General features: G+C 60.1%; 13 protein-coding genes. 4 read left to right on the plus strand and 9 right to left on the minus strand.

What is annotated here, in order from left to right:
- Positions 1 to 24 precede the first annotated feature (24 nt).
- The 7 genes from ABEB25_RS09180 to ABEB25_RS09210 form a co-directional block, all read right to left on the minus strand.
- A complete protein-coding gene (locus ABEB25_RS09180) occupies positions 25 to 2,091 on the minus strand; it encodes a TonB-dependent receptor (RefSeq protein WP_345736087.1) in 2,067 nt (688 codons plus the stop codon).
- Between the two features lie 128 nt (positions 2,092 to 2,219).
- Positions 2,220 to 2,636 (minus strand): hypothetical protein, encoded by a 417-nt coding sequence (locus ABEB25_RS09185; protein WP_345736088.1) that lies wholly within the window; start codon positions 2,634 to 2,636, stop codon positions 2,220 to 2,222.
- A 59-nt stretch (positions 2,637 to 2,695) separates the two neighbouring features.
- Positions 2,696 to 6,715 (minus strand): choice-of-anchor D domain-containing protein, encoded by a 4,020-nt coding sequence (locus tag ABEB25_RS09190; RefSeq protein WP_345736089.1) that lies wholly within the window; start codon positions 6,713 to 6,715, stop codon positions 2,696 to 2,698.
- An 847-nt stretch (positions 6,716 to 7,562) separates the two neighbouring features.
- Complete coding sequence (locus ABEB25_RS09195; RefSeq protein ID WP_345736090.1) at positions 7,563 to 8,681, minus strand: GTP-binding protein; 1,119 nt, start codon at positions 8,679 to 8,681, stop codon at positions 7,563 to 7,565.
- A 212-nt stretch (positions 8,682 to 8,893) separates the two neighbouring features.
- Complete coding sequence (locus ABEB25_RS09200; protein ID WP_345736091.1) at positions 8,894 to 9,217, minus strand: ArsR/SmtB family transcription factor; 324 nt, start codon at positions 9,215 to 9,217, stop codon at positions 8,894 to 8,896.
- Between the two features lie 53 nt (positions 9,218 to 9,270).
- Entirely contained in the window at positions 9,271 to 9,846 is a 576-nt protein-coding gene (locus tag ABEB25_RS09205; RefSeq protein ID WP_345736092.1) for a DUF2062 domain-containing protein, read from the minus strand.
- A 13-nt stretch (positions 9,847 to 9,859) separates the two neighbouring features.
- Positions 9,860 to 10,660 (minus strand): undecaprenyl-diphosphate phosphatase, encoded by an 801-nt coding sequence (locus ABEB25_RS09210; RefSeq protein WP_345736093.1) that lies wholly within the window; start codon positions 10,658 to 10,660, stop codon positions 9,860 to 9,862.
- Between the two features lie 213 nt (positions 10,661 to 10,873).
- Here ABEB25_RS09210 and ABEB25_RS09215 point away from each other — a divergent pair, with 213 nt between their 5' ends.
- Genes ABEB25_RS09215 through ABEB25_RS09230 form a run of 4 tightly spaced genes read left to right on the plus strand, consistent with a single transcriptional unit; the run spans position 10,874 to position 13,057 of the window.
- On the plus strand, positions 10,874 to 11,230 hold the full coding sequence (locus ABEB25_RS09215; protein WP_345736094.1) for a hypothetical protein: 357 nt from the start codon (positions 10,874 to 10,876) through the stop codon (positions 11,228 to 11,230).
- 47 nt (positions 11,231 to 11,277) lie between these two features.
- On the plus strand, positions 11,278 to 11,757 hold the full coding sequence (locus ABEB25_RS09220) for a hypothetical protein (protein ID WP_345736095.1): 480 nt from the start codon (positions 11,278 to 11,280) through the stop codon (positions 11,755 to 11,757).
- A gap of 47 nt (positions 11,758 to 11,804) precedes the next feature.
- Entirely contained in the window at positions 11,805 to 12,182 is a 378-nt protein-coding gene (locus ABEB25_RS09225) for a hypothetical protein (RefSeq protein WP_345736096.1), read from the plus strand.
- Positions 12,183 to 12,184: 2 nt separating this feature from the next.
- Positions 12,185 to 13,057, plus strand: coding sequence for a hypothetical protein (locus ABEB25_RS09230; RefSeq protein WP_345736097.1), 873 nt, complete (start codon positions 12,185 to 12,187; stop codon positions 13,055 to 13,057).
- A gap of 153 nt (positions 13,058 to 13,210) precedes the next feature.
- On the opposite strand, the gene ABEB25_RS09235 is transcribed toward ABEB25_RS09230, so the two are convergent.
- Entirely contained in the window at positions 13,211 to 18,328 is a 5,118-nt protein-coding gene (locus ABEB25_RS09235) for a DUF1549 domain-containing protein (RefSeq protein ID WP_345736098.1), read from the minus strand.
- 133 nt (positions 18,329 to 18,461) lie between these two features.
- A complete protein-coding gene (locus ABEB25_RS09240) occupies positions 18,462 to 19,559 on the minus strand; it encodes a M48 family metalloprotease (protein ID WP_345736099.1) in 1,098 nt (365 codons plus the stop codon).
- Between the last annotated feature and the right edge of the window lie 98 nt (positions 19,560 to 19,657).

Genomic DNA, 19,657 nt, shown 5'->3' on the forward strand with positions numbered 1-19,657 from the left:
CCTGACCTCAGCCCAGCCCCGACTTTAAAACCGATAGGTCACACGGAAGCGGAACATGCGAGGCTCCACGGGGTGAAAGTGGACGTCGTTCACGGGAGCGGCTTCGTTTTGGAGCTGGCTCTCGTAAGCGTACTCGATGTCGTTATCGGCACGATTGAGGATGTTCAGGCAATCCACGGCAGCTTCCCAGTTTTTGCGGCGGTAGCCCACGGTCGCATTCACCATGAAGCTTTCGCGACCTTCGATCTGGCCGGTTTCCTCCAGTGGACGACCAGTGAAAGCGCGCACGCGCAGGCCGGTGAACCAGCCATCCGCATTGCCCTGGGCACCCACGTTAAATCCACCGCTGAACATGACGGGCACGCTGTTGGGGATGCGGTCGGCATTGCCACTGTCCTTGAGGCGGGCGTAGGTCATGGCCACCTCGGCATCGGCGCTGAACCATTGGTTAGGCCGCCAGTAGGTGGCAAGCTCCACCCCGTAACGTTCGGAACCGGGACCGGGTTCATTCGTGCCGGCATCGCCCACGTAGATGAGTTCGCTGTCACTCTGCAGCCAGAAGAGGGCGAGGGTGGTGGTGAGCTCTGGGATGGCCTGAGTGCGCAGGCCGATCTCTCCGCCCATGGTGCGGACGAGGGGATCTGCCTGCAGGGAGCGGGCGGTGACGCCACGGGCATCGTTGCTGTGGAAGCCGGTGCCGAAGTTGAGGTAGAGCTCCGTCTCATGCCAGGGGCCGAAGATGGCGCTGAACTTGGGGCTGATGATGCCTGCCCACTCGGCGTCTTCGCCATTCACGGTGCTCTCGAGAGAGTCGAAGTAATACAGGTCCCCGCGCAGGCCCAGGACGGTGCGGAACCAGGGAGTCCAGCGGTTCACCATTTCACCATAGAGCCCGGCGCTGCCTTCCCAAATGTCGTCCTGGCGGGTGGTGGCGTAGCGTTTGCGGTTGGTGGTCTGGTAAAGGCCGATGCCGTTGATGAGGTCATGCCGGGTCTGGAAGCCGAGGGTGAGATCCGACTTGATGCCGAAGAGGTCGCGGTCTTCCCAGGTGCGGGAGACTTGGCCGCCGAAGACCCAGCGTTTTTCAGACTGCTCAAACTGGTCGCCCTGAGGCCCCTGGGTGAAGTAGGTGAAATTGGAAAAAAGGCCGAGCGAGTAGTAGATGCCGTAGATGTTCGCGCGGGTGACGACGTCGTCATCGCGGTGCTCATAGGCCATGTTCAGGCTGTAACGCTCGCTGTCGCCACCGGCGCTGGGGTCCAGCGTGGAGAAGCGATCCAACGTGCCATTGGTGACCGCGCGGCGGGGAATCTGATCCGTGCTGACCCAGCTCCCGCGATAGCCCATGAAGGTGATGGAAAACTTATTGTCCTCATCCCCGGCGAAGTAGCGCAGGAGGCCGTTCCAGCGATTGAACTCCTCGGCCTGCTGCCAGGGTCCATCGTAGTAATTGTATTCCAAACCATAGGTTAGGCCTTGCTGCATGCCCTGCTGCTCTGCGGCAGCGATGGGGAGGGTACCGGCGATGAGGGCGCGGTAGTAATTGTACTCGCCGAACTCCACGCGCAGGATGTTTTCCGGCATGGTGTCCCAGAGGAGAAAATTGGCACTGCCTGCGGTGGAGAGGTCGCCATCGGCAGCGGTGTAGGTGCCCTTGGCGTAGTCAATGGCCTGCACCAGCTCGGGGATGACGGGGTTTAAATCCGTGTAGCCTTGACCGTGGGCATGGGTGCGCATGTTGAGGGGCATGCCATCCAGGCTGATGGAAAAGTCCGTGCCGTGATCCAGGTTGAAGCCGCGTAGGAAGTATTGGTTCGCCTTTCCCCCGCCTGCGTGCTGGGTGATGATGACGCCGGGGATGGTCTCGAGGATTTCACCGCGACGCATGAGGGGGCGGGACATGAAGTCCTCCTGAGTGGCGCGGCCTTTGGAAGCACCATCGGTGGTGCCGAGGAGGTTGCTGGCTTTTCCTTCCACGACGACTTCGGGAAGGGTCTGGGAATCTTGGGGAGGGGCTGCTTCTTGAGCAGTGGCGGTGCTGACGAAGACGAGGGCCAGCAGGGCCTTTGAAAGGGGATGGGAGAGAGACATGAAGGGAGAACGAAAAAGAGTGCGCAGAGCGGTGGAATACCGGTGCAGGAGCTGAGAGAGACCTGGGAGACAGGCCGTGGGTATGACGAGGCGGGCCATGCAGCAAAGGCAGGGTCACGCTCGAAAATTTAGCAACTCCGTGGAGGCGGCAGCGGCGGTGCCTGGGCACGGCGATGAGGCACAGGATCATGCCCGGGCCCGGTGGGGAGCATCAGCGGTGCGGGGCGCTGCCAGCCCGGCTGTGCAAAGTCATTCAGCGCCCAGAGTTTGCTCTTGCTGTCTTTCAGTTTGGCAGGCGCAGGTCCCTGAGGTTTGGCCGGAGGCAGCAGGCCTTCATCTGCCGACCAAGTCCACTCCCCTGCCCCAAGGGTGGCGGCGCCGTCCAGATTTTCCAGCGTGTGAGTGACACTCTGGGCGAGTGTCATCTCCCGGTCTGCCATGAGGCGGGTGACCATCATCAAGCCGCCCAACACCAAAGGCCCGCCCAGCAATTGAAACAGGGCGAGCAGGTAAAGGAGACGGGCATGTCGCAGGAGGACGGCCATTTAATGGCGCATCCTGACGAAGGGAGGCCACCTGTGCAAGCACCAGATGCGTCACGCCCTCACTGAGGCCGCAGCAACAGGCTGCCGGAAAGAATGGGCGTGGCCGCTGGGCCACCGGGACTGGGCAGGGCTGGCAGGAGGAAGTAGCCGACACCGCGATAATTCACGCCATCCCGGATGAGCAGGCCCTGGAGGGTGACGGTGCGTTTGATTTCCTTCGCCCCGGCGCTGGGCGCATCCGTGAGGGTGAAGCTGCCACTGAGCAGACCTGAGGTGACGACGGCGGAAAGGCGTGTGGCGGCGGGATTGCTGGCAGGAGCAAAGGAGGTGATCTTGCTTTTCAGGGCGATGTTCAGGACCTGGTCTGGCTGGTCTGAGGTGGTTTCGATATCGGCAAAGTCGAATTCCACACGGCCATTTTGCACACCGGCCTGGAGGTTTAAGATCACGTCGGTGGGCCCCACAGGCGGGACATGCCGGGCACCCACAGCCTGCAGTGGCACGGGATCTACCACGGGAGTGCCAGGGAGGCCAAAGCCAGTCTTGTAGAGGCGGGCGGAGGCGAGTGTGCTGGCCGGACGTGTCCAGGTGAGGGCGCCGGTGACGGTATTGTCGTCTGGGTTATTGAGGATCTCAGGGTTCAGTGTCAGCAGGCCTAACAAACTGCCTTTCACGGGAGTGGTGTAGAGGGCCTGATAAATCAACACCTCACCGAGGGGTCCCAACACGGAAGCGCAGGTGAATTTTTCACCATCTGCCGTGCGACCTGCGGCGATGAGCTTGCCATCTGTCAAGGGGGTCAAGGAGCCGTAACCCCAGCCCTGCGGCACGTCCGCATCATTCGTTAGACCACTGTCATCTGCCAGGCGCAGGCCAAAGGTATGCAGGCCCTGGAAGGCGGAGGCGGCAGGGCCTTTGGCATTCCATTTCTGATGCCAGGCGGTGAGGGGCACCTGCTGGCCTGAGGCGGCCACGCTGGCCTGGGTGAGGCGGTGATTCGCAAAGTCCACCTCAAACGTCAGCGTGAGGAGAGGCGGCAGGGGCTTGCCGGGGGGCTGGATCTGCACCTGGCCGGACGGCAGAGCGGCAGCGCCAGAGACGAGATCCAGCGCGCCTTTGAAGGGCATCTTCAGGCTGCCCTGAGTGAGGCTGCCGCTGAACTGGCCAAGGCTGGTGATGGTGAGGTCTAGCCGATGGCCTAACCTTTGATTGATCACAGCATGACGCTCGGCCAAACCGACGTAGGCCCCCGCGAGCCCGGTGGGGTAGGGCTCGATGACGATGGTTTGGCGGCTTTGTCCTGGGCCGACGGCATTGCTGGCGATGAGGAGGACTTCTTCATAGGTGCCGGGCTTGGTGGGAATGCCGGTGATTTCGCCCGTCTTGGCATTGACCTTCAGGCCCGGGGGCAAATTTTTCGCGGCGTAGGAGATGGGGGTCTTTTGCACCAAATCACTGGTGCGAATGAGATGGTAGAAAGATCCACCGACGATGCCGACATCCAGATTTTGCACCGGGGCGACGATGGGGACATCGTGGTAAATGCGCAGGTGGGTGGTGGCCCCCGCCGTGGCGGTGCTGTCGCCGGTTTTCACCTCGCACACGTAGGTGCCGCTCTGGGCGGTGACGAGGCCTTTGAGGGTCAAGGTTTTGGTGAGCTTGCCGATGACGTTGGGGCCCTCCTCCAAGGTGGGGCCGCCGACTTTTTTCCATTCGTACTGAATGTTAGGCCCAGTGGCCTTGGCGGTGAGAGTGACGGCTTTTGCTTCCTGAAGGGCCAAGGTTTTTTCGATGTCTTCCACCACGGCGAGATGGGCCGGAAGGCTATCCTGCGAGGTGACGGGCTGCCCACCGGTGACACGCACGGAGTAGGTGCCAGCATCGGTCAACTGGGTGGTGGCGAAGATGAGGCTGGACCCGGCGGCACCCGGCAAGGGGCTGTTGTTTTTCCGCCAGAGATAACTCTGCACGTCTGGCCCTGCGGTGACGCTGAGGGTCGTGGTGGTGCCTGCCTTCACCACCTGGCTGCGGGGTGGAACGGTGATGCTCAAGGCATTGGAACCTTGGCCACTGAGGCTGATGAGGAAGGGGCTTTCATCTGGGTCATTGCTGAGGACCCGCAGCGTGGCGGTGCGTGCGCCCGTGGCCTGGGGAGCAAAGGTGAGAGGCACCTGCATCTCTGCGCCTGCGGCGAGGGTGGTGCTAGCGAGACTGCCGACGGTGAAATCCTCCGCGTGCGTGCCGGTGACTTCCAACGCCAGACTGGTGAGATCTCCCGTGCCGGAGTTTTGGATCACCAGGGTCTGCACGGCACTGGTCCCGACGCCCGCGGTTTGGAAAGTCAGGCTGGCCGCACCGGGAACGAAGGCAGGCTGAGAAGGCAGCAGGAGAGTGATGTCCACGGGAGGGAGCTGCGCATTCACCTCCAGCGGAGGACTGAAGGGCCATGGGCGACCGGAGATGAGCGGCCTAACCGCAAGTAAATAACGCCCCGTCGCGGGTGGGGTGAACTGAAAGCCTGTCTGCCCTGGAGTGACCGCCGTCACCACGCCACTGGAGGCATCCAGCACTTGGCTGAAGGCCACCTCATCCACATACCAGCCGAGGGCGGCATCCGTGCCGGGGAAAAAATCTCCGCCCAGCACCTCATAGTTGAAGCGGAGCTGAATGTGCTTTCCCACAAAAGCGGCAAGGGAAACGGTGCGAAGCTGGAAAGCAGCCTCCCCGGGGACGCTGCTCTGGCCGCTGGGGGTGGCCCCAGGTTGGGAGTAAACATCCACCCAGTTGATGCCGCCATCGGTGGTGACCTGTACTTTGGCCACCTGGTTTTCCGTGGCGAAGCGGAGGCGGCTGCGGAAGGTCATCTGGCCGCCAGCTTGCACCAGAAAGGTCTCTGGATAAGTGAGACGCTCCGCTGTGTAGGCCGTTTCGGGATGAGTGAGGCGATAGGCAGCCGTGCCCGCGTGCTTCACGGTGGTGGAGCGCGGACTGTAGGTGCCACTGGTGGTCTGGGTGACACGGGTCAAAGTCTCCGCGCCATCATTCGTGGCGGACTGGGCAGCGAGGGCCTCCCACTGATACGCGGTGGCCCCGGTGACAGCGGGGAAGGTGTAACCTGCCGCTGTGCCCACCAGCGGCGTGACCGACCCCGTGGGGAGCGGCGAGACAAGGGCGGGCTTGAAGTCCACCTTCACATTGGCGCCGCCGACGAGGTTTGTCTGCGCCGTGGCATTGGCCCCGAGGCCGGAAAAGGTGACGGTGCGGTTGGCATTCGCCGTGGGCACAGGGACGGCGTAGCCACCCGAGTCTGCGGTGATGGCATGGAAACTGGAGCCTGTCACATTCACGGTTAGGCCACCGATGCCTTCGCCCAGATCATAGAAGTCATTGCCATTCAGGTCATAAAAGGCCACGCCCGTGACGTAGGCGAGGCTGTTGATTTGACTGCCGAAATTTTGCGTGACGAGCTGCGGGCCCACCGTCTGCTGAGTGGTGGTATTTTTCTTCGTTCCTCTCAGCACGCCCACCCCCACTTCGCGGAAGTCGCCATGGATGCTGTCGCGGTGGCCGCGTGGGTCCTGCATGCCATCGGTATCGCCATCGTCTCCCCAGTCCACCTGGAAACCTGCGTGGCCATGGAAGACTGATTGCGAAAAGGAGAACACATTTTCCCCCAGCGAGGTGAAGGGGTAACCCACCAGGGTCACCCGATCTCCCAGGTCGTCTCCATTGCTGCTGAAGTGGCCCTGAAAGGCATTGTCCAGCATGTCCTGCGTGTGCCCACGCGCCATCTGGGTGAGCTTGGCATTCATGGCCAAAGGTGGGCGCACGGGCAGGACGGCAAATTCCTGCTGCATGAGCGGGACATCCACCTCAAAACCTATGAGCGCAGCACGCACGGCCGCATCCGTGGTGGTGGCCAGGCGCAGGCCCTCCGCCGTGGGATTGGCCCGGCCGCGATTGATCATCTCCAGATAAAGCTGCTCCTCATCCGTGGGCGTGCCGATGGAATACAGCGTGGTCCCCTGCCCCCACGCAGACGAGGCGATGGCGAGACAAAGGAGCAGGGCGGCTTTCATGCGTTACTATTCTCTACCCCAGATTTCCAGCAAGGTATCAGTTCGCCGGTGGGGGTAGGTGTCGTGCGGGGTGGGTCCGTTCGGAAAAGGGTGCTCTTCACCCTGGATCGACGCTTCTGAACTTGATGTTTAAGAGCTCTCGACCGCCCCTCACCCCTGGCCCTTTCGCTGCGCGGCTTCGCAACCCCAGTTCCTGGGGCGAGGGAGGATGTCTTTTCGCCCTTTGTTCACTCAACACCCAGCCATCTCCGTCCGCCCCCTGGCTTCCACCCCGCTGCGCATTGGGACAATGCGCCCTACCTTCCCCTCCTTCCCCTACTTCCCCTCCTTCCCCTCCTTCCCCGTCGCCCCGGAGGGGCGAAAGCCGGTAGCCGGGGGTGAAAGTGCGCAGCACCGAGAACCCCCGGATGTCGAATAACCAAAAGCGCGTCAAAGTCAGCGCGCCCTGGAGGGGCGCGAGAAGCGTGCTTGGTCCTAGACGTCCGCCCCTCACCTCCTCCGACACCGCAGGCCCGCAGACGGAGCGCGAATATCCTTTTCGCCTAACCTTCCCAGCGCCCACGGAGACCTTACCGCCGCCGTCCCCCCTTTTCCCAGACCGGCTGAAGCCGGGACTACAATACACGGAGTCCGAACCGCGACCCTCTAAGCCCAACTGCGGGCGCAAGATACGACGGGCCCCTTGCACAGCGCTGCAAAGGCCGTGCGACGGCTCAAGAACGGAGTTCCGCGAGACGCGAAACTCAGCACGCAAGATGCGTGCGCTCCATGGCGGACGCCGCCGCCAAAACGCCCACACCCAAGAAGCGCCTCGGAGGGGCGAAAGCCTACTTCCCCTGACCCGCGCCTATTCGTGGCCGTCCCGGTGAGTGGGGGTGGGTTTGCCGGGGCGGAAGTGTTCTTCGTGGTCGAGCTTGGCGGTGAGGGTGGCGAACTGGGCGGTGGTGGCGGTGAGGCCGGCTTGCACGGCGTGCATGAGGGTGGCGGGGTCTGCCTCGGCGCGGAGGTTGACGATGAGTTGGCCGCCTTCGCTGGGTTCATCCAGTTCCATGCCGAGCTCGGGGATGTAGTCGCTGCGCACCAGATTGATGGAGGCGAGTTCCCCTGCGATGCCGTCATCGGGGCTGTAGGTCATTTTGAAATGAGCGATCTCAGTGCCGTCTTTTTGCAGGCGCTGCTGCACGTCCGTGGCGAGGGCGCGGAGGAAGTCATTGGCCTCGAATTCCTCCGTGGCTTTCAGGGTGACGGTGGCATTCAGCCAGCCCAGCAGAGCTTCGCCATCGGCATAGACTTCGTAGTCCACAGCCATGGGATTTCGACGCGCTTGCTCGTCGGTCATGAGCTGGGCAAAGAGATCTGCCAGCCCGGTTTCTTCACGGGGTGAGGCGGTGACGATGCGAGCCAGGGGGAACTCCCGCTCCAGCACGGCGCGCAGTTCCTCACGCTCGGTTTCGCCGATGAGGTCGCTCTTGCTGATGACGATGATATCGGCCTCTTCGAGCTGCTTTTTAAAAATGTACGCCACCTTGCTGGAGAAGGTGCCGCCTGCATCCAAGCCGAAGACGCGGCGCGCCCGCACGGGGTCCACCAGGACACTGAGGGGGGCGATGGTGAAGGCATTCCCGTACATGCGGCGGAGGGGATAGGTGACGGTGGCGACGAGATCCGTGCAACTGCCCACGGGCTCAGCGATGAAAACATCGGGCTTGGATTGGTCAGATAATTTGTTAGCCGCGTCCACCAGCGTGTTAAATCGGCAGCAGAAGCAGCCCCCAGCGATCTCCTCGGTGGCGTAGCCTTGGCCGCGCAGGAGTTTGGTATCCACCAGCCCGCCGGCTTGATCATTGGTGATGAGGCCCACGCGCAGCCCCTGGTCCGTGAGGTGGCGCGCCAGGCGACCCACCGTGGTGGTCTTTCCGGCTCCGAGGAAACCGCCGATCATAATGTAACGTGCTTTGGTGGGCATGGGCTCTTTTGAAGCAAGGGACGCAGGTGCGCAAGTGTCACCGCAGGGGGGTGCCAAAGAGAACAGGGAAGAAAACCGGGGGGGTGATCATTTTACTTGCACGAAGTGGCAAATAAAACCCGCAACGGCTTCTGCTTCTTTCAAAAAAGTCTCCTCATGACGAGCGGGCACCGGGGCTGCCAATGGGACCTTTGCCGAGAACGCGACGGCGCTTAGGCTTCTTCAAACTGGTCCAGATGAAACTGGCAGCAGCCGAGATCCAGCGTCTGGGTGCCGGGTTTCATGCGGGCGCGGAAGGCCTCGGCCAGGGAATAGACGCGCTGCTGGCTGTGCTTTTCCACTTCGATCAATCCGGCCTCGCGCAGCACGCGGAGGTGCTTGGAGGCATTGTAGGGCGTGGCGGAAAGTTCCTCGCACAGGTCATTCACGCAGCGGGGGCCGCCTAACAAAGAGCGCACCAAAGCGAAGCGTGTGGGCTCCCCCAGAGCGCGCATGGCGGTGAGGCAGTCAAAGTGGACACGACGGCTGCGAGGCATGGAGAGATGATGACGCGGAGTGCGGGGCTGTGCAAGAGCAGGCTGCCGCGACTTCAGATCTCCGGGCCTTTTTCCAGCGGCAGATCGGGCTGCTTGCGAAATTTGTTCCACTGATCAATCGCACCCCAGATGAAGTAAGAGAGGATGTAACCCACGGGTGCCAGTGCACCGCCCAGGAAGACGCCCCCCAAGAACATGGCCTTGGCAAACTGGATGCCGCGAGCCAGCGTCTCATGCTCTTCCACGATGGCGGCGGCGGCAGCGGTGGGATCGCCAAACTTGTGCATGATCCAGGTGCCCATCCAGTTTTCCAACAGGCCGATGGGGGCCAGGGTGGCAGGATTGCTGAGCCAGCAGAGGGCGATGGCGATGGGGATATTCACCCGGAAGATGGCCGCGAGAATGGCTGCGGTGGGCATCTGAATGGGCAGCAACTGCACGGTGACAAAGAGGCCCACGGCCATGCCGCCGGCAAAGGTGTGCTGGGTGGGCTTCCACACGCGCTTGTCCAGAAAGTGACGGGCAAACCAGCGCATGATGGGGCTGGTCTTCAGCTTCCGGGGATGCTTGAAGAAGCGGTAGGTCTTGAAGATGGAGCGGCGAAAGTAGCCTTTGGCAAAGTCAACCATTCAGGGGGGCGGTTCAGTGGTTGAGTGTGGCCGCGTAAATCAGCAATCCCGCACCGAGGACGATGCGGTAGATGGCAAAGCTATTGAAGGTGTGGCTCTGGACAAAACGGATGAGCCACTTCACCACGACAAAGGCGGACAGGGCACTGACGAGGGTGCCTAGGGCCACCATGGACCAGTCTTCGCCACCCACGCCGTGATCTTTGATCTCGGAAAAGATTTTCAGCCCGCCCGCAGCCATGAGGGTGGGAATGCCGAGCAGGAAGGAGAACTCCGTGGCAGCAGGCCGGGCGATGCCGAAGGCCATGGCCATCATGATGCTGGCACCGGAGCGGGAAGTGCCGGGAAAAACAGCGGCGAGGAGCTGCGCGGCGGCCACGGCGGCGACGACGACCCAGGTGATCTCCGTGGTGCCCGCTTTGCCCCGATACACGCGCTCCAGCCACAGGATGATGATGCCACCAATGAGGGTGGCCCAGGCCACGGGGGGCACGGTTTCCGGCAGCTCCACGTCCAGCTTTTTGATGATCAGTCCACCAGCAGCGGTGAGGAGGAAGGCGGCGGCTAACTTGGCCAAGTAGTCACGCGTCTCTGGGCTGCCGAGACTGAAGGCCAACTGCTTCACCCGCTGGGTGAAAACGGCCAGTACAGCCAACACGGCACCGCTCTGGATGACCACGTTAAAGAGGTCACTCTTCGCGGGTAACCAACCGAGGGTCTGGGGTATCAAGAGGTGCCCCGTAGAGGAGATGGGTAGGAACTCGGTGACACCTTCGATGATGCCAAGCAAGATAACGGAGAGCCAGTCGGGCATGGGAAAACAGGTCGGGGACAAACGCCAGGGAGGAACGCGAGGGGAGGACTTACGGGCCGATACTGCGGATTGCAAGCCCTGCGGAAAGGGGAGGGAAACAATCCTGGCACACGTATGCCCACCCGAGGTCTACCATAGAGGTCTCGCTCATTGACATACCCTAAGCTTCCTGATAGCCTTTCAGAAATTCCTGAGAATCCTGAGACACCTGCCATGAAAGTTGCCCTTCATTTTATACGCATCCTTGGTGTGTGTGCGTGCCCGATTCTGGTCGGCTGCAAGGACCTCCAGTTCACCCAAACGCAAGCCGAGAGAAATGAGATTCAGGCCAAAATATCCAGCCTGACAAGCCAGAACAACGAACTGGACCAACAGATCCAGACCCTCAGGCAGGTGGTGCCTCCAGGACTTGCCTCCACGGCGGCGGCAAACCAGCAGGCGGAAAAACTCGCCAAAGAACTGTCTCTTCAGGAGCAGGAACTCCTTAAGGTGATCAAAAATTATGAGGCGACTGATGCCGCATTGAAAGCCCAGCAGCAGGAACTCGAAAGCTTGCGCAGCAGCCAGTAAACGGGACTTGCCGATATTTTGCCAGCCCTTTCAGCCATCCTCTTTCCATGAAAAACTTTCTCGCCCTGCTCATCTTCGCCGCTGCCGGCGGTGGCTGGTATGTTTATCACCAGAATACCCAGGCCAAGATACAGATCGCTGAAATGACCCAAAATCTGCCGATCTATGAACAGACCGTGGCCACCCGCCAGGCCGAGGTGCAGGCCTATTCACGGATGCTGGACCTTCAGAAAAAAGTGCAGGCCAAGCGGACAGAAGTGAACGCCATCGTGGAGAAAGAAAGTAGCCTCAAAGAAACCCTGAGCAAGCTAGCCAAGGAGAAATCCGACATCGTCAGCCGGGCCCGTCAGGCCTTTGCAGGCAAGGTGATCCCAGAACTGACTCTCACCGATGGCAGAAAACTTGCTCAAGTGAAAATCATCAAGGTGGAAGAATCCGGCCTCTCCGTCAGCCTGCCCAGCGGGGTCCAAAAAATACAGCCTTCTGAGCTTCCTGAAAATTTGCGCAAGAGTTTCCATTACCGCTAAACAAAGGCCCAGACTGCTTTTCACCATCGCCCGCAATCCCCCCCGGTATGCAAAAGATCTCCCCAACATCCTCTAACTACCCCTGGCAAGGCTTTCTGCTTCTGGTCATCACCCCCTTCCTCACAGGCTGCTTTGAGATCAGCAAAACGCAGGGCCAGACTCAAGTTCTGATCCAAGAGCGGCTGGAGGTGGAAAAGCAGATCCCCATCTATGATCAGCACATCGCCTACTACCAGAGCCAGCTTCATCAAGGCACCAAAATCACAGGCGGTGTCGATCCTTATTACGACACGCTCAACGCCTACCTGCAAAAGGTAGAGACCGCCTTGGTGGAAACCAAGGTCAAAATGGCGGGCCGCAGCGCTTACTTGAACATCCTGCGCGAAGAATCTTCACGCCAACACAGCCTCCAGCCACAGCCCTGATTATGAGCAGCATTCTCGCCGTTATTTTTTGCCTGGCTGTGGTGTTGGGTTCCTTTGGCCTCTACCTGCAAGATAAGCAGGCGGAGGCGTCCCTGGCCATGGAAAGCGCCAGACGACAGCTTACCCTCGCCAAAAATGCCCTGGCTGACCGTGACCAACATCTCTCACTGCTGAAACGACACTACGATATTCAGCGGAGCATTTACGACACCAACCAGGCCTACATCGAAGCGGCCACTGTGATGCAGGAACTGGAGCAGGAAATCGACAGCCAAAAGAAGACCTACCAGCACATCGTGGAGGCCCGCCGCAATTCTGCCCGTGGCACCACCCTCGAATTCCTGGAACTGCCCGATGGTACTGTTCTCCGCAGTGCCAAGATCTTGAACTTTGATGACACTACCCTTTCAGTGCTCACTCCCAGTGGCATCTTGAAAATACCCGCGCAGGAACTGCCGGATCACCTGAAAGACTATTTCAGATTGGATCTCATCGAACCCGAGTCCGAACTGGCTGCGGGAGCGTTGGATCCTGAAAATTCCAATGGGGAGACGCCCAAAGGCGCTTTTCAATACAGCAACATTTCCATGGAACCTTCGAGTGGCGAACCCACCTTGTCGCACAATGAGAAGGTGAAACTTTACAGCCAGCATCTCCAGGTCCTGAGCACTCGGATTAGCAAGCTAGAACAAGCCAAAAACGCCCCTTTCATCGGCATTGACTCTTACCTGAAACCTGGCAGTGCGGCCCACAAACACCGCCTGAGAGATCGTGCAAAGAAACTGGATCGAGAGATTGCCGTCCTGGCCGCGAGAAGACGCGAACTGGAAGCTCAGCGCAGGAAACTCACTGCGCCGGCAGTGACCAACCGCTGATCTGTCCGCCATCACGGTGGCTGAGACTGACGAGCCCCAGGAAGACACTGCCTCAACGGTTTCACAACGAGCCGGTCCATCGTCGTACTGCTTGCCCGAGGACCAAGGTTTCCGCCACGTTTGAGGCAACGCGGCGGAAAACCCAAAGTAGCCTCAGTGGTTGAAGAGAAACGCCGGTGAATTGATGAGCGCCCAGGCCAAGTCCTGCGCGGCCGTGAGTCGTTTGTTGCCGAGTTGTTTGGAGCTGAGATCCGCATCACGGCGGAGCTGCACCAGTTTAGGATCCAGCGTGATGGGGCTCTGGCTGCTCTGGTATTTGGCCTCCAGGGCAACCAGTTGAGCATCCACTGGCAATGGCTTCTTGGCGGCGGCCAGGGTTTTTTTCGTGGTTTGATAGTCACGCGCTTGATCGAGGAAGTGAGTCACCAGCGCAGCCTTCTGCTCGGCGGTGCGTTTAGCCGCAGACGTTTTGATGGCATCGGCCACCGCCTTCGCCACGCCGAAACGGACCACGGGGCTGGAGGTCACCCACAGGCGGAAGCGCCCCAGATTGTAGCGACCATTTTGGAAGGGCTGGCTCATCTGGATGATGAACTGCGAACCGCCTTTGAAGGCCACAGGTTTGGCAAACTCAAAGGTCGCCTCATGGCGGAAACCACCTTCAGGAGACACGGCCCAGCCCCGGTCCCGATTGCCCTTTTTCAGAGCTTCCGTAACCGCGAAGTTCGCCTGTTCAAAATCCGCTTTCGGATTGCGCAGTTCCTGCGGCACACCGCCCTTCACACGCTGGCCGCCAGCGGGGCTCAATGCAGTGGCACTGACATTAAATTCGCTGAGCACAAAGTTACCATCTGGGGCGGTGCCAGGTCCATTGTTAGGGAGGCGGTCATCCGGCAGCATTTCCAGCTTGATGGCCGTGACGTTTTCCAGCGGGGTCTTGCCACTGAGTTGGTAGTTACCCGCGGCTAAACGACTTTCTGGAAAGGCGGTGGCGAAGACGGAGCCATCGGGCTGGACCTCCAGTTTCTCCACGCCTGCGGCACGCATGACAGTGAGTTCCAGCGGCACCCATTCCGTCGTGAGGTCGGCATACTGCTCCCAGCGCGGCTGCAGCATCGGGGCGGTCTCGGCCGCTTTCTTTACAGCCTCTTCGGCTTTCTTGATCGCAGCGAGGCGGGTCTCTTGTTTCCTCTTCACCTCAGGGGCCATCTTCACCTGGTAGTCTTCCAGTTCCTTCTTAGCCGCGGCAATCAGAGCCAGGCGCTCGGCTTCTGCCTTGGCGATCACTGGCTTTTGTTCCGCCTCTTTCGCCTGCCATTCAGCAGCGAGTTGTTTATGCTCCACATCCATGCCCGCCATGCTGGCCAGGGCTGCATTGATCTCCTTACCTGTCGGTTTGCGATTGAGAATGCGCAGGAAGATTTCTTCCACCAGCTTGGCGTCGTCCTTCACTTCATTCGTGAGCTTGGCGATGGCGTTGTTCGGATCACTGATCGCATCACCCACCGTTGGGCCGGACATCAGGGCCATGACAGGGCCGAGATTCACCTCGTTGCTGCGCTCGCACTCGCACACGCTCTCACGCGCAGGTTTACCAAAGTTGGTTAGGAAGCCATCTGGCAACTGCGTTTGACCGTCAATGAGCTGAGCCGCCCGTGTGCCTTTGGGCACGCCAGGGATGTTGGGCATGGAGCCAGTCACCGCAAAGACAGAGTCAAACAGCACCTCGGCAGGCAGGCGGCGGGCTTTAGCATGGCTGTAGTTCACCTTGTCATCCTCGTTCCATTTGTTGGTGGAGAGGCTAAGTTGATAGGTGCGGCTCTGGGTGATGATCTTCATCAGGTGACGCACATTGAACCCGCTCTGCACAAACTCATTCGTCAGATATTGGAGCAGCTCAGGATTGCTCGGCGGGTTGCCTGCACGGATGTCGTCCAGGGGCTCGATGACTCCAGTGCCGGTGAGGTAACCCCAAATGCGATTGGTGTAACTCATGGCGAAGTAGTCGTTTTCCGGGCTAGTCATCCAGGTGGCAAACTGCTCGCGGCGGCTGGTGGCGGTCTTGCTAACCAACTCCATGTCAAAGGGCACCTGAGGAGCGACGGGGGCATTGGTGCGCAGGTGATTCATCTCGCCCATGGTTTTGTCACCGACGATTTCATACAGAGGTTTGGCTCCTTCCACGGCGGTACCACCGATGGTCTTGCCAGCGCTTGCGGGATCGGTCTTCATGTCCACTTGGGCAAAGAAAGCGGCGGTCTGGTAGTATTGGTCCCAGGTCCATTTTTCAAAAGGATGGTCGTGGCACTTGTTGCAATTGAATCGAGTGGCCAGGAAAAGGTGCGTGGTGTTTTCCACCAGTTCTTCCGGGGTGCGAACGGTCTTGTAATAAGCAGCAGCGGGATTGTCCTTGGTAGAACCCGTGGCCGTGATGATGCGATAGGCCATGCGGTCATATGGCGTGTTATCCGCGACCTGTTGCTTGATCCAATCTCGCAAAATCTTGACGCCTTCGTTGCCGAGAAATTTGCTGTTCACCTGCAGCATGTCCGCCCATTTGTTCGACCAATGATCCACAAAGTCTGGATTGCCGATGAGCTTATCAATGACCTCATTGCGCTTCGTCCGGCTGTCCCGTGCATCTGCTACAAAGGCGCGCACTTCTTCCACCTTTGGAGGCAGGCCGGTGAGGTCAATGTGAATGCGGCGTAGGAAGTCTTCATCGCTGCACAGTCCGCTGGGTTCGATCTTCATGCGCTCCCACTTGCGGGTCACGAGTTCATCAATCTTGGTCCACTTCTCAGGCTCCTTCCAGGCGAAGCCGGTGCGATCTCCCATGACGGTGACGGTGGTGGCGGCATAGGCCCCTTCAAAGCGTGCGAGGATGGCGGCCTCCCCACGGCGCAGGCTGGTCACGAGGCCGGTTTTATCCGCTTCCAGTACTTCCATGTTGCCGCTGTCCACAAAGGCTTCGGCGGTGACATCTTTGACATAACCATCGGCATAACGGGCGATGACGCGGATCTGCTGGCGGCTGCCGATGCGCTCCAGCACGGGATTCTTGGGGAACACTTCGATGCTCGTTACCCGTGGGGTCTTAAGGTCGAGCTTGGCTCCCTGGCTGATCCAGGCCTTCAGCGTTTCATAATAAAGTTCACCCGGGACGGTCAACTGCCCGCCTTCATGGGGGACGGAACCGCTGGCCTTCAGCAGCATCAGCGAATGATCTGGAGAAGCCACATTGGCACGACGGCTGGCGAGTTCATCGGTAAAAGCGAGCACGTCATAAATGGGGTCATAACCGCGCAGGCTGAGCTTAAAGCCTGCCTTGCCATCCTTGGCCCCATGGCAGGTGCCCATGTTGCAACCGAGCTTGGAGGTGATGGGCATCACATCGCGCACGTAGTCCGGTTTCAGCGCTAGATTCATGCCTGTCACCGTCACGGGCACGGTGGCACTTTTGCCCATGAAGGCGACCTTCACTTCGCCTTTGCCATCGCTGCCAGGGCGCAGCAGACCGTGCTCATTGATGCTGGCTGCCTCGCCACCTTGGAAGGTCAATTTGGCCATGCGGGTGACATCGGCCTTCGTGCCGTTGCTCAGAGTCGCCGTGACCAAAAGCTGGGCATACTCCATGGGCTTGCTGAGGCTGATGGTGGTGGGCTGCACCTCGATGGAGGCGACGGTAAGACCGGGAACCAGAGTCTCCACTTTGTCATCCTTTACCGCCGTCGCACGCACGCTGTCATCGGCAATGACTTCACTGGCCGCGAGGGCTTTGTTCTCGACCAATGGCACGCTCACAAACTCCTTGGCGATCTTACCCGTGGCGGATTCGATGAGCCGGATGCGACCATCCTGCCCGGCGGCCGCCACGGTTTGACCATCGGGACTGAAGCTGACGGTAAAGATGCCACCGGTGGGCATGGGCACACTGGCGATGAGCTTCACGTCTTTGACGATCCAGTCCTCCAGGGCCTTGCCAGCGCCGCTGCGGGTTTCGACGATGGTCTTCACCTCGTCCGGCATGGTGCTGTCGTAGTCGGAGGCGTAGATATTCACCTGGCCGGTGCCTTCATGCGAGGCCCCTGCGGCGATGCGTTTGCCATCGGGCGCGAAGTCCACCCCGAAGATGCGGCCCTGCATGAGGGGAAACTTGCGGATGAGGTTGGCATTGTCCCCGATGACTCGTTTGGTGATGCGCTCCATGCGGTAGATGGCCGGCATGCCATCGGTGCCGCCGATGAGGATTTCATTGCGCAAAGGATGGCGCACCAGGGCCTGCACACCGCCTTTGAGAGCGCCCGGTGTGATGGAGGTGATGTTGTCCACAAAACGCTGCGTTTCCACCTCCGTAAGTTTCACACTCATGTCACGGCCGCAGGAGGCGATGAACTTGCCATCCGTGCTCCACACGGTGTCCAGCACCCAGTCACTATGGCCACCCATGAAGAGGGTTTCTTTACCTGTGGTTGCTTCAAAAGCGCGCAAGCCATTGTCCGCACAACCGACGGCGATGAACTTGCCATCGGGCGACCAACTGGCGCCGTAAAGAGTGTCGAAAGTCAGTGACTTGGACAGCTCCAGCTTCTTCTTCGCCACATCCCAGACCTGGATCTCCCCTTCGCGCGCTGGGCTACCGCCAGTAACGAGGATCTTGCTGCCATCGGGCGACCAGGCCAGCTTTTGAATGCGCTCCGCCAGCCCAACCAAACGTGTAACAATGCCACTGCCATCGGCCTTATGAATGAGCACTTCGTGGTAACCGGCCACTGCGAGCAGGGTGCCATCGGGCGAATACTCCATGGAGGTCACGGCTGGGGCGGTGACATACACGGGCGGGTGCTCCATGTCATAGTGCGCCATGGCGGAAGCTGGGGTATCATCTTTGGCCCCCTCGCTGACCCAGCGCTTGATGAGAGCGACCTGGGTTTCATGCAGGGGATCGCCCTTGGGTGGCATCTCCACCTTGCCTTCGGCATTGGGGGTGGAGACCTTGAGGAGGTTCGATTCCTCTGGCTTGCCGGGGACGATGGCGTTGCCCTCTTCTCCACCTGCCAGCAGTTTGGCAAAGTCGGTCATCACGTAGTCGCCCTTGGCCTTCGCTGGCTGGTGGCAGCCCGTGCAGTTTGCCTGGAGGATGGGGCGGATGTGTTTGTAAAACGAGACCGGTTTGTTGGGATCAATGCCCTCCTCTTTCTTCGGCGGGGCAGCCTGGACGGCCAGCGCAAGAAGGGACAAGCTGGCAAAGGTAAGGAAAGGCGTCTTCATGGGTGGTTGAAGGGGGGATTCTAACAAAGTGTAACGCGCAGAAACGCCCCGGCGAGAGAGTCTCTTGCCGTGCCCACCCGCTCAGGCGGGATCATCCATGCCTAAGCGTGGAAGTACCAGGGAAAAGTCGTCCTCACTGCCCCAGCGCGTAGATGTAAAAACCCGCCCCCAGTACCAGCGGCAGCAGCAGAGCTACCCAGCCCGGCCAAGCCATAAGCCCAGGCGGCAAGGGGCGCGGGTAGTCCGGCGTGACCCCGGCCTGGAGCATGCGGTCATACAGATGCGGATGGAGCTGCCGCCCACGCATCACCGCAGGCATTTGATTGACTTGATACAGCTTTTCCAAAGCATGAGCATAGATCGCAGAATCCGCCGCGCCCTGCATGGCCGCCTCATCGGCCACCCTTTCCAGACGACGAGAAAACCAGGTGAACAGGCGCTGCAAGCCATACATGGCCCCAAACAGAACCAGCAGGCCGCGCGAACCGAAATGATGATGAACGGGATGGAAGAAAATCAGGATCGTCCAGCACAGCATTCCCGCTAGTCGCGCCACCTGCACAATCAGCCGCTCACGCAAATGCGCCATTTCATGCAGGATGACGGCGCGCACCTCGTCATCGTCCAGCACCTCCATCAGGCGCGTGGTGACCACGAGGCCCTGGATGTAAACGAGTGCTCCGGCATTGGCCACGGGACTGACGGAAAGCCAGGTATGGCGCGGCTTGACGACAGAGATGGCGGTAGCTTCCTCGGTGATCCGATCCAACCGCGCTTCCTCTGGATGCTTGCATCGACATAGCCGCGCCATCACCGGCATCCACAAGGCAGAAACAATGAAGGCCATGGCAGCAATGCCCAAAACTGCCCGCACCCAGTCTTGCCACGTTAGCACCTTCGGCATGGTGAACATGAGCCCGAGAAAGATACCCACCAGACCAAACTGCACGATGAGCGTCCAGACGGTGTGGACGAGCCAAACGCGGAAAGTGTATCGCGGCTCGATCTCGCGCGCTGCCGGGTACCCACCCAGGACCAGGCCTATCACCGGGAGGAGCAGCCACCAGCGCCCGTCATCCTCTGGAAACTTAAACGCCCAGACCGCCCCTATCGTGAACATGATCCCCAGGGTCACGCCAAACTGAGCCCGCCGTGCCTGCCAGAGCAAGCGCGCCCGCTCCGTCCAGTGCGCGCCCTGACTCTTCCGCCAACGACGCAGAGAAAGGTGCATGAACAAGGCCATCAATAATTCTGCAGACACACTGCTGAAGATCAGAAAAAGCCCTTTGGAATCCATGCGGGTGCATCCAAACCTGCCGGAGCATGGAT

The sequence above is a fragment of the Prosthecobacter algae genome (assembly GCF_039542385.1).
Taxonomy (GTDB): domain Bacteria; phylum Verrucomicrobiota; class Verrucomicrobiia; order Verrucomicrobiales; family Verrucomicrobiaceae; genus Prosthecobacter; species Prosthecobacter algae.

Excerpts from the sequence above, each read along its gene's own strand:
- ABEB25_RS09180 (WP_345736087.1), bottom strand. The coding sequence starts at position 2,091 with ATGTCTCTCTCCCATCCCCTTTCAAAGGCCCTGCTGGCCCTCGTCTTC.
- ABEB25_RS09185 (WP_345736088.1), bottom strand. The coding sequence starts at position 2,636 with ATGGCCGTCCTCCTGCGACATGCCCGTCTCCTTTACCTGCTCGCCCTG.
- ABEB25_RS09190 (WP_345736089.1), bottom strand. The coding sequence starts at position 6,715 with ATGAAAGCCGCCCTGCTCCTTTGTCTCGCCATCGCCTCGTCTGCGTGG.
- ABEB25_RS09195 (WP_345736090.1), bottom strand. The coding sequence starts at position 8,681 with ATGCCCACCAAAGCACGTTACATTATGATCGGCGGTTTCCTCGGAGCC.
- ABEB25_RS09200 (WP_345736091.1), bottom strand. The coding sequence starts at position 9,217 with ATGCCTCGCAGCCGTCGTGTCCACTTTGACTGCCTCACCGCCATGCGC.
- ABEB25_RS09205 (WP_345736092.1), bottom strand. The coding sequence starts at position 9,846 with ATGGTTGACTTTGCCAAAGGCTACTTTCGCCGCTCCATCTTCAAGACC.
- ABEB25_RS09210 (WP_345736093.1), bottom strand. The coding sequence starts at position 10,660 with ATGCCCGACTGGCTCTCCGTTATCTTGCTTGGCATCATCGAAGGTGTC.
- ABEB25_RS09215 (WP_345736094.1), top strand. The coding sequence starts at position 10,874 with ATGAAAGTTGCCCTTCATTTTATACGCATCCTTGGTGTGTGTGCGTGC.
- ABEB25_RS09220 (WP_345736095.1), top strand. The coding sequence starts at position 11,278 with ATGAAAAACTTTCTCGCCCTGCTCATCTTCGCCGCTGCCGGCGGTGGC.
- ABEB25_RS09225 (WP_345736096.1), top strand. The coding sequence starts at position 11,805 with ATGCAAAAGATCTCCCCAACATCCTCTAACTACCCCTGGCAAGGCTTT.
- ABEB25_RS09230 (WP_345736097.1), top strand. The coding sequence starts at position 12,185 with ATGAGCAGCATTCTCGCCGTTATTTTTTGCCTGGCTGTGGTGTTGGGT.
- ABEB25_RS09235 (WP_345736098.1), bottom strand. The coding sequence starts at position 18,328 with ATGAAGACGCCTTTCCTTACCTTTGCCAGCTTGTCCCTTCTTGCGCTG.
- ABEB25_RS09240 (WP_345736099.1), bottom strand. The coding sequence starts at position 19,559 with ATGCACCTTTCTCTGCGTCGTTGGCGGAAGAGTCAGGGCGCGCACTGG.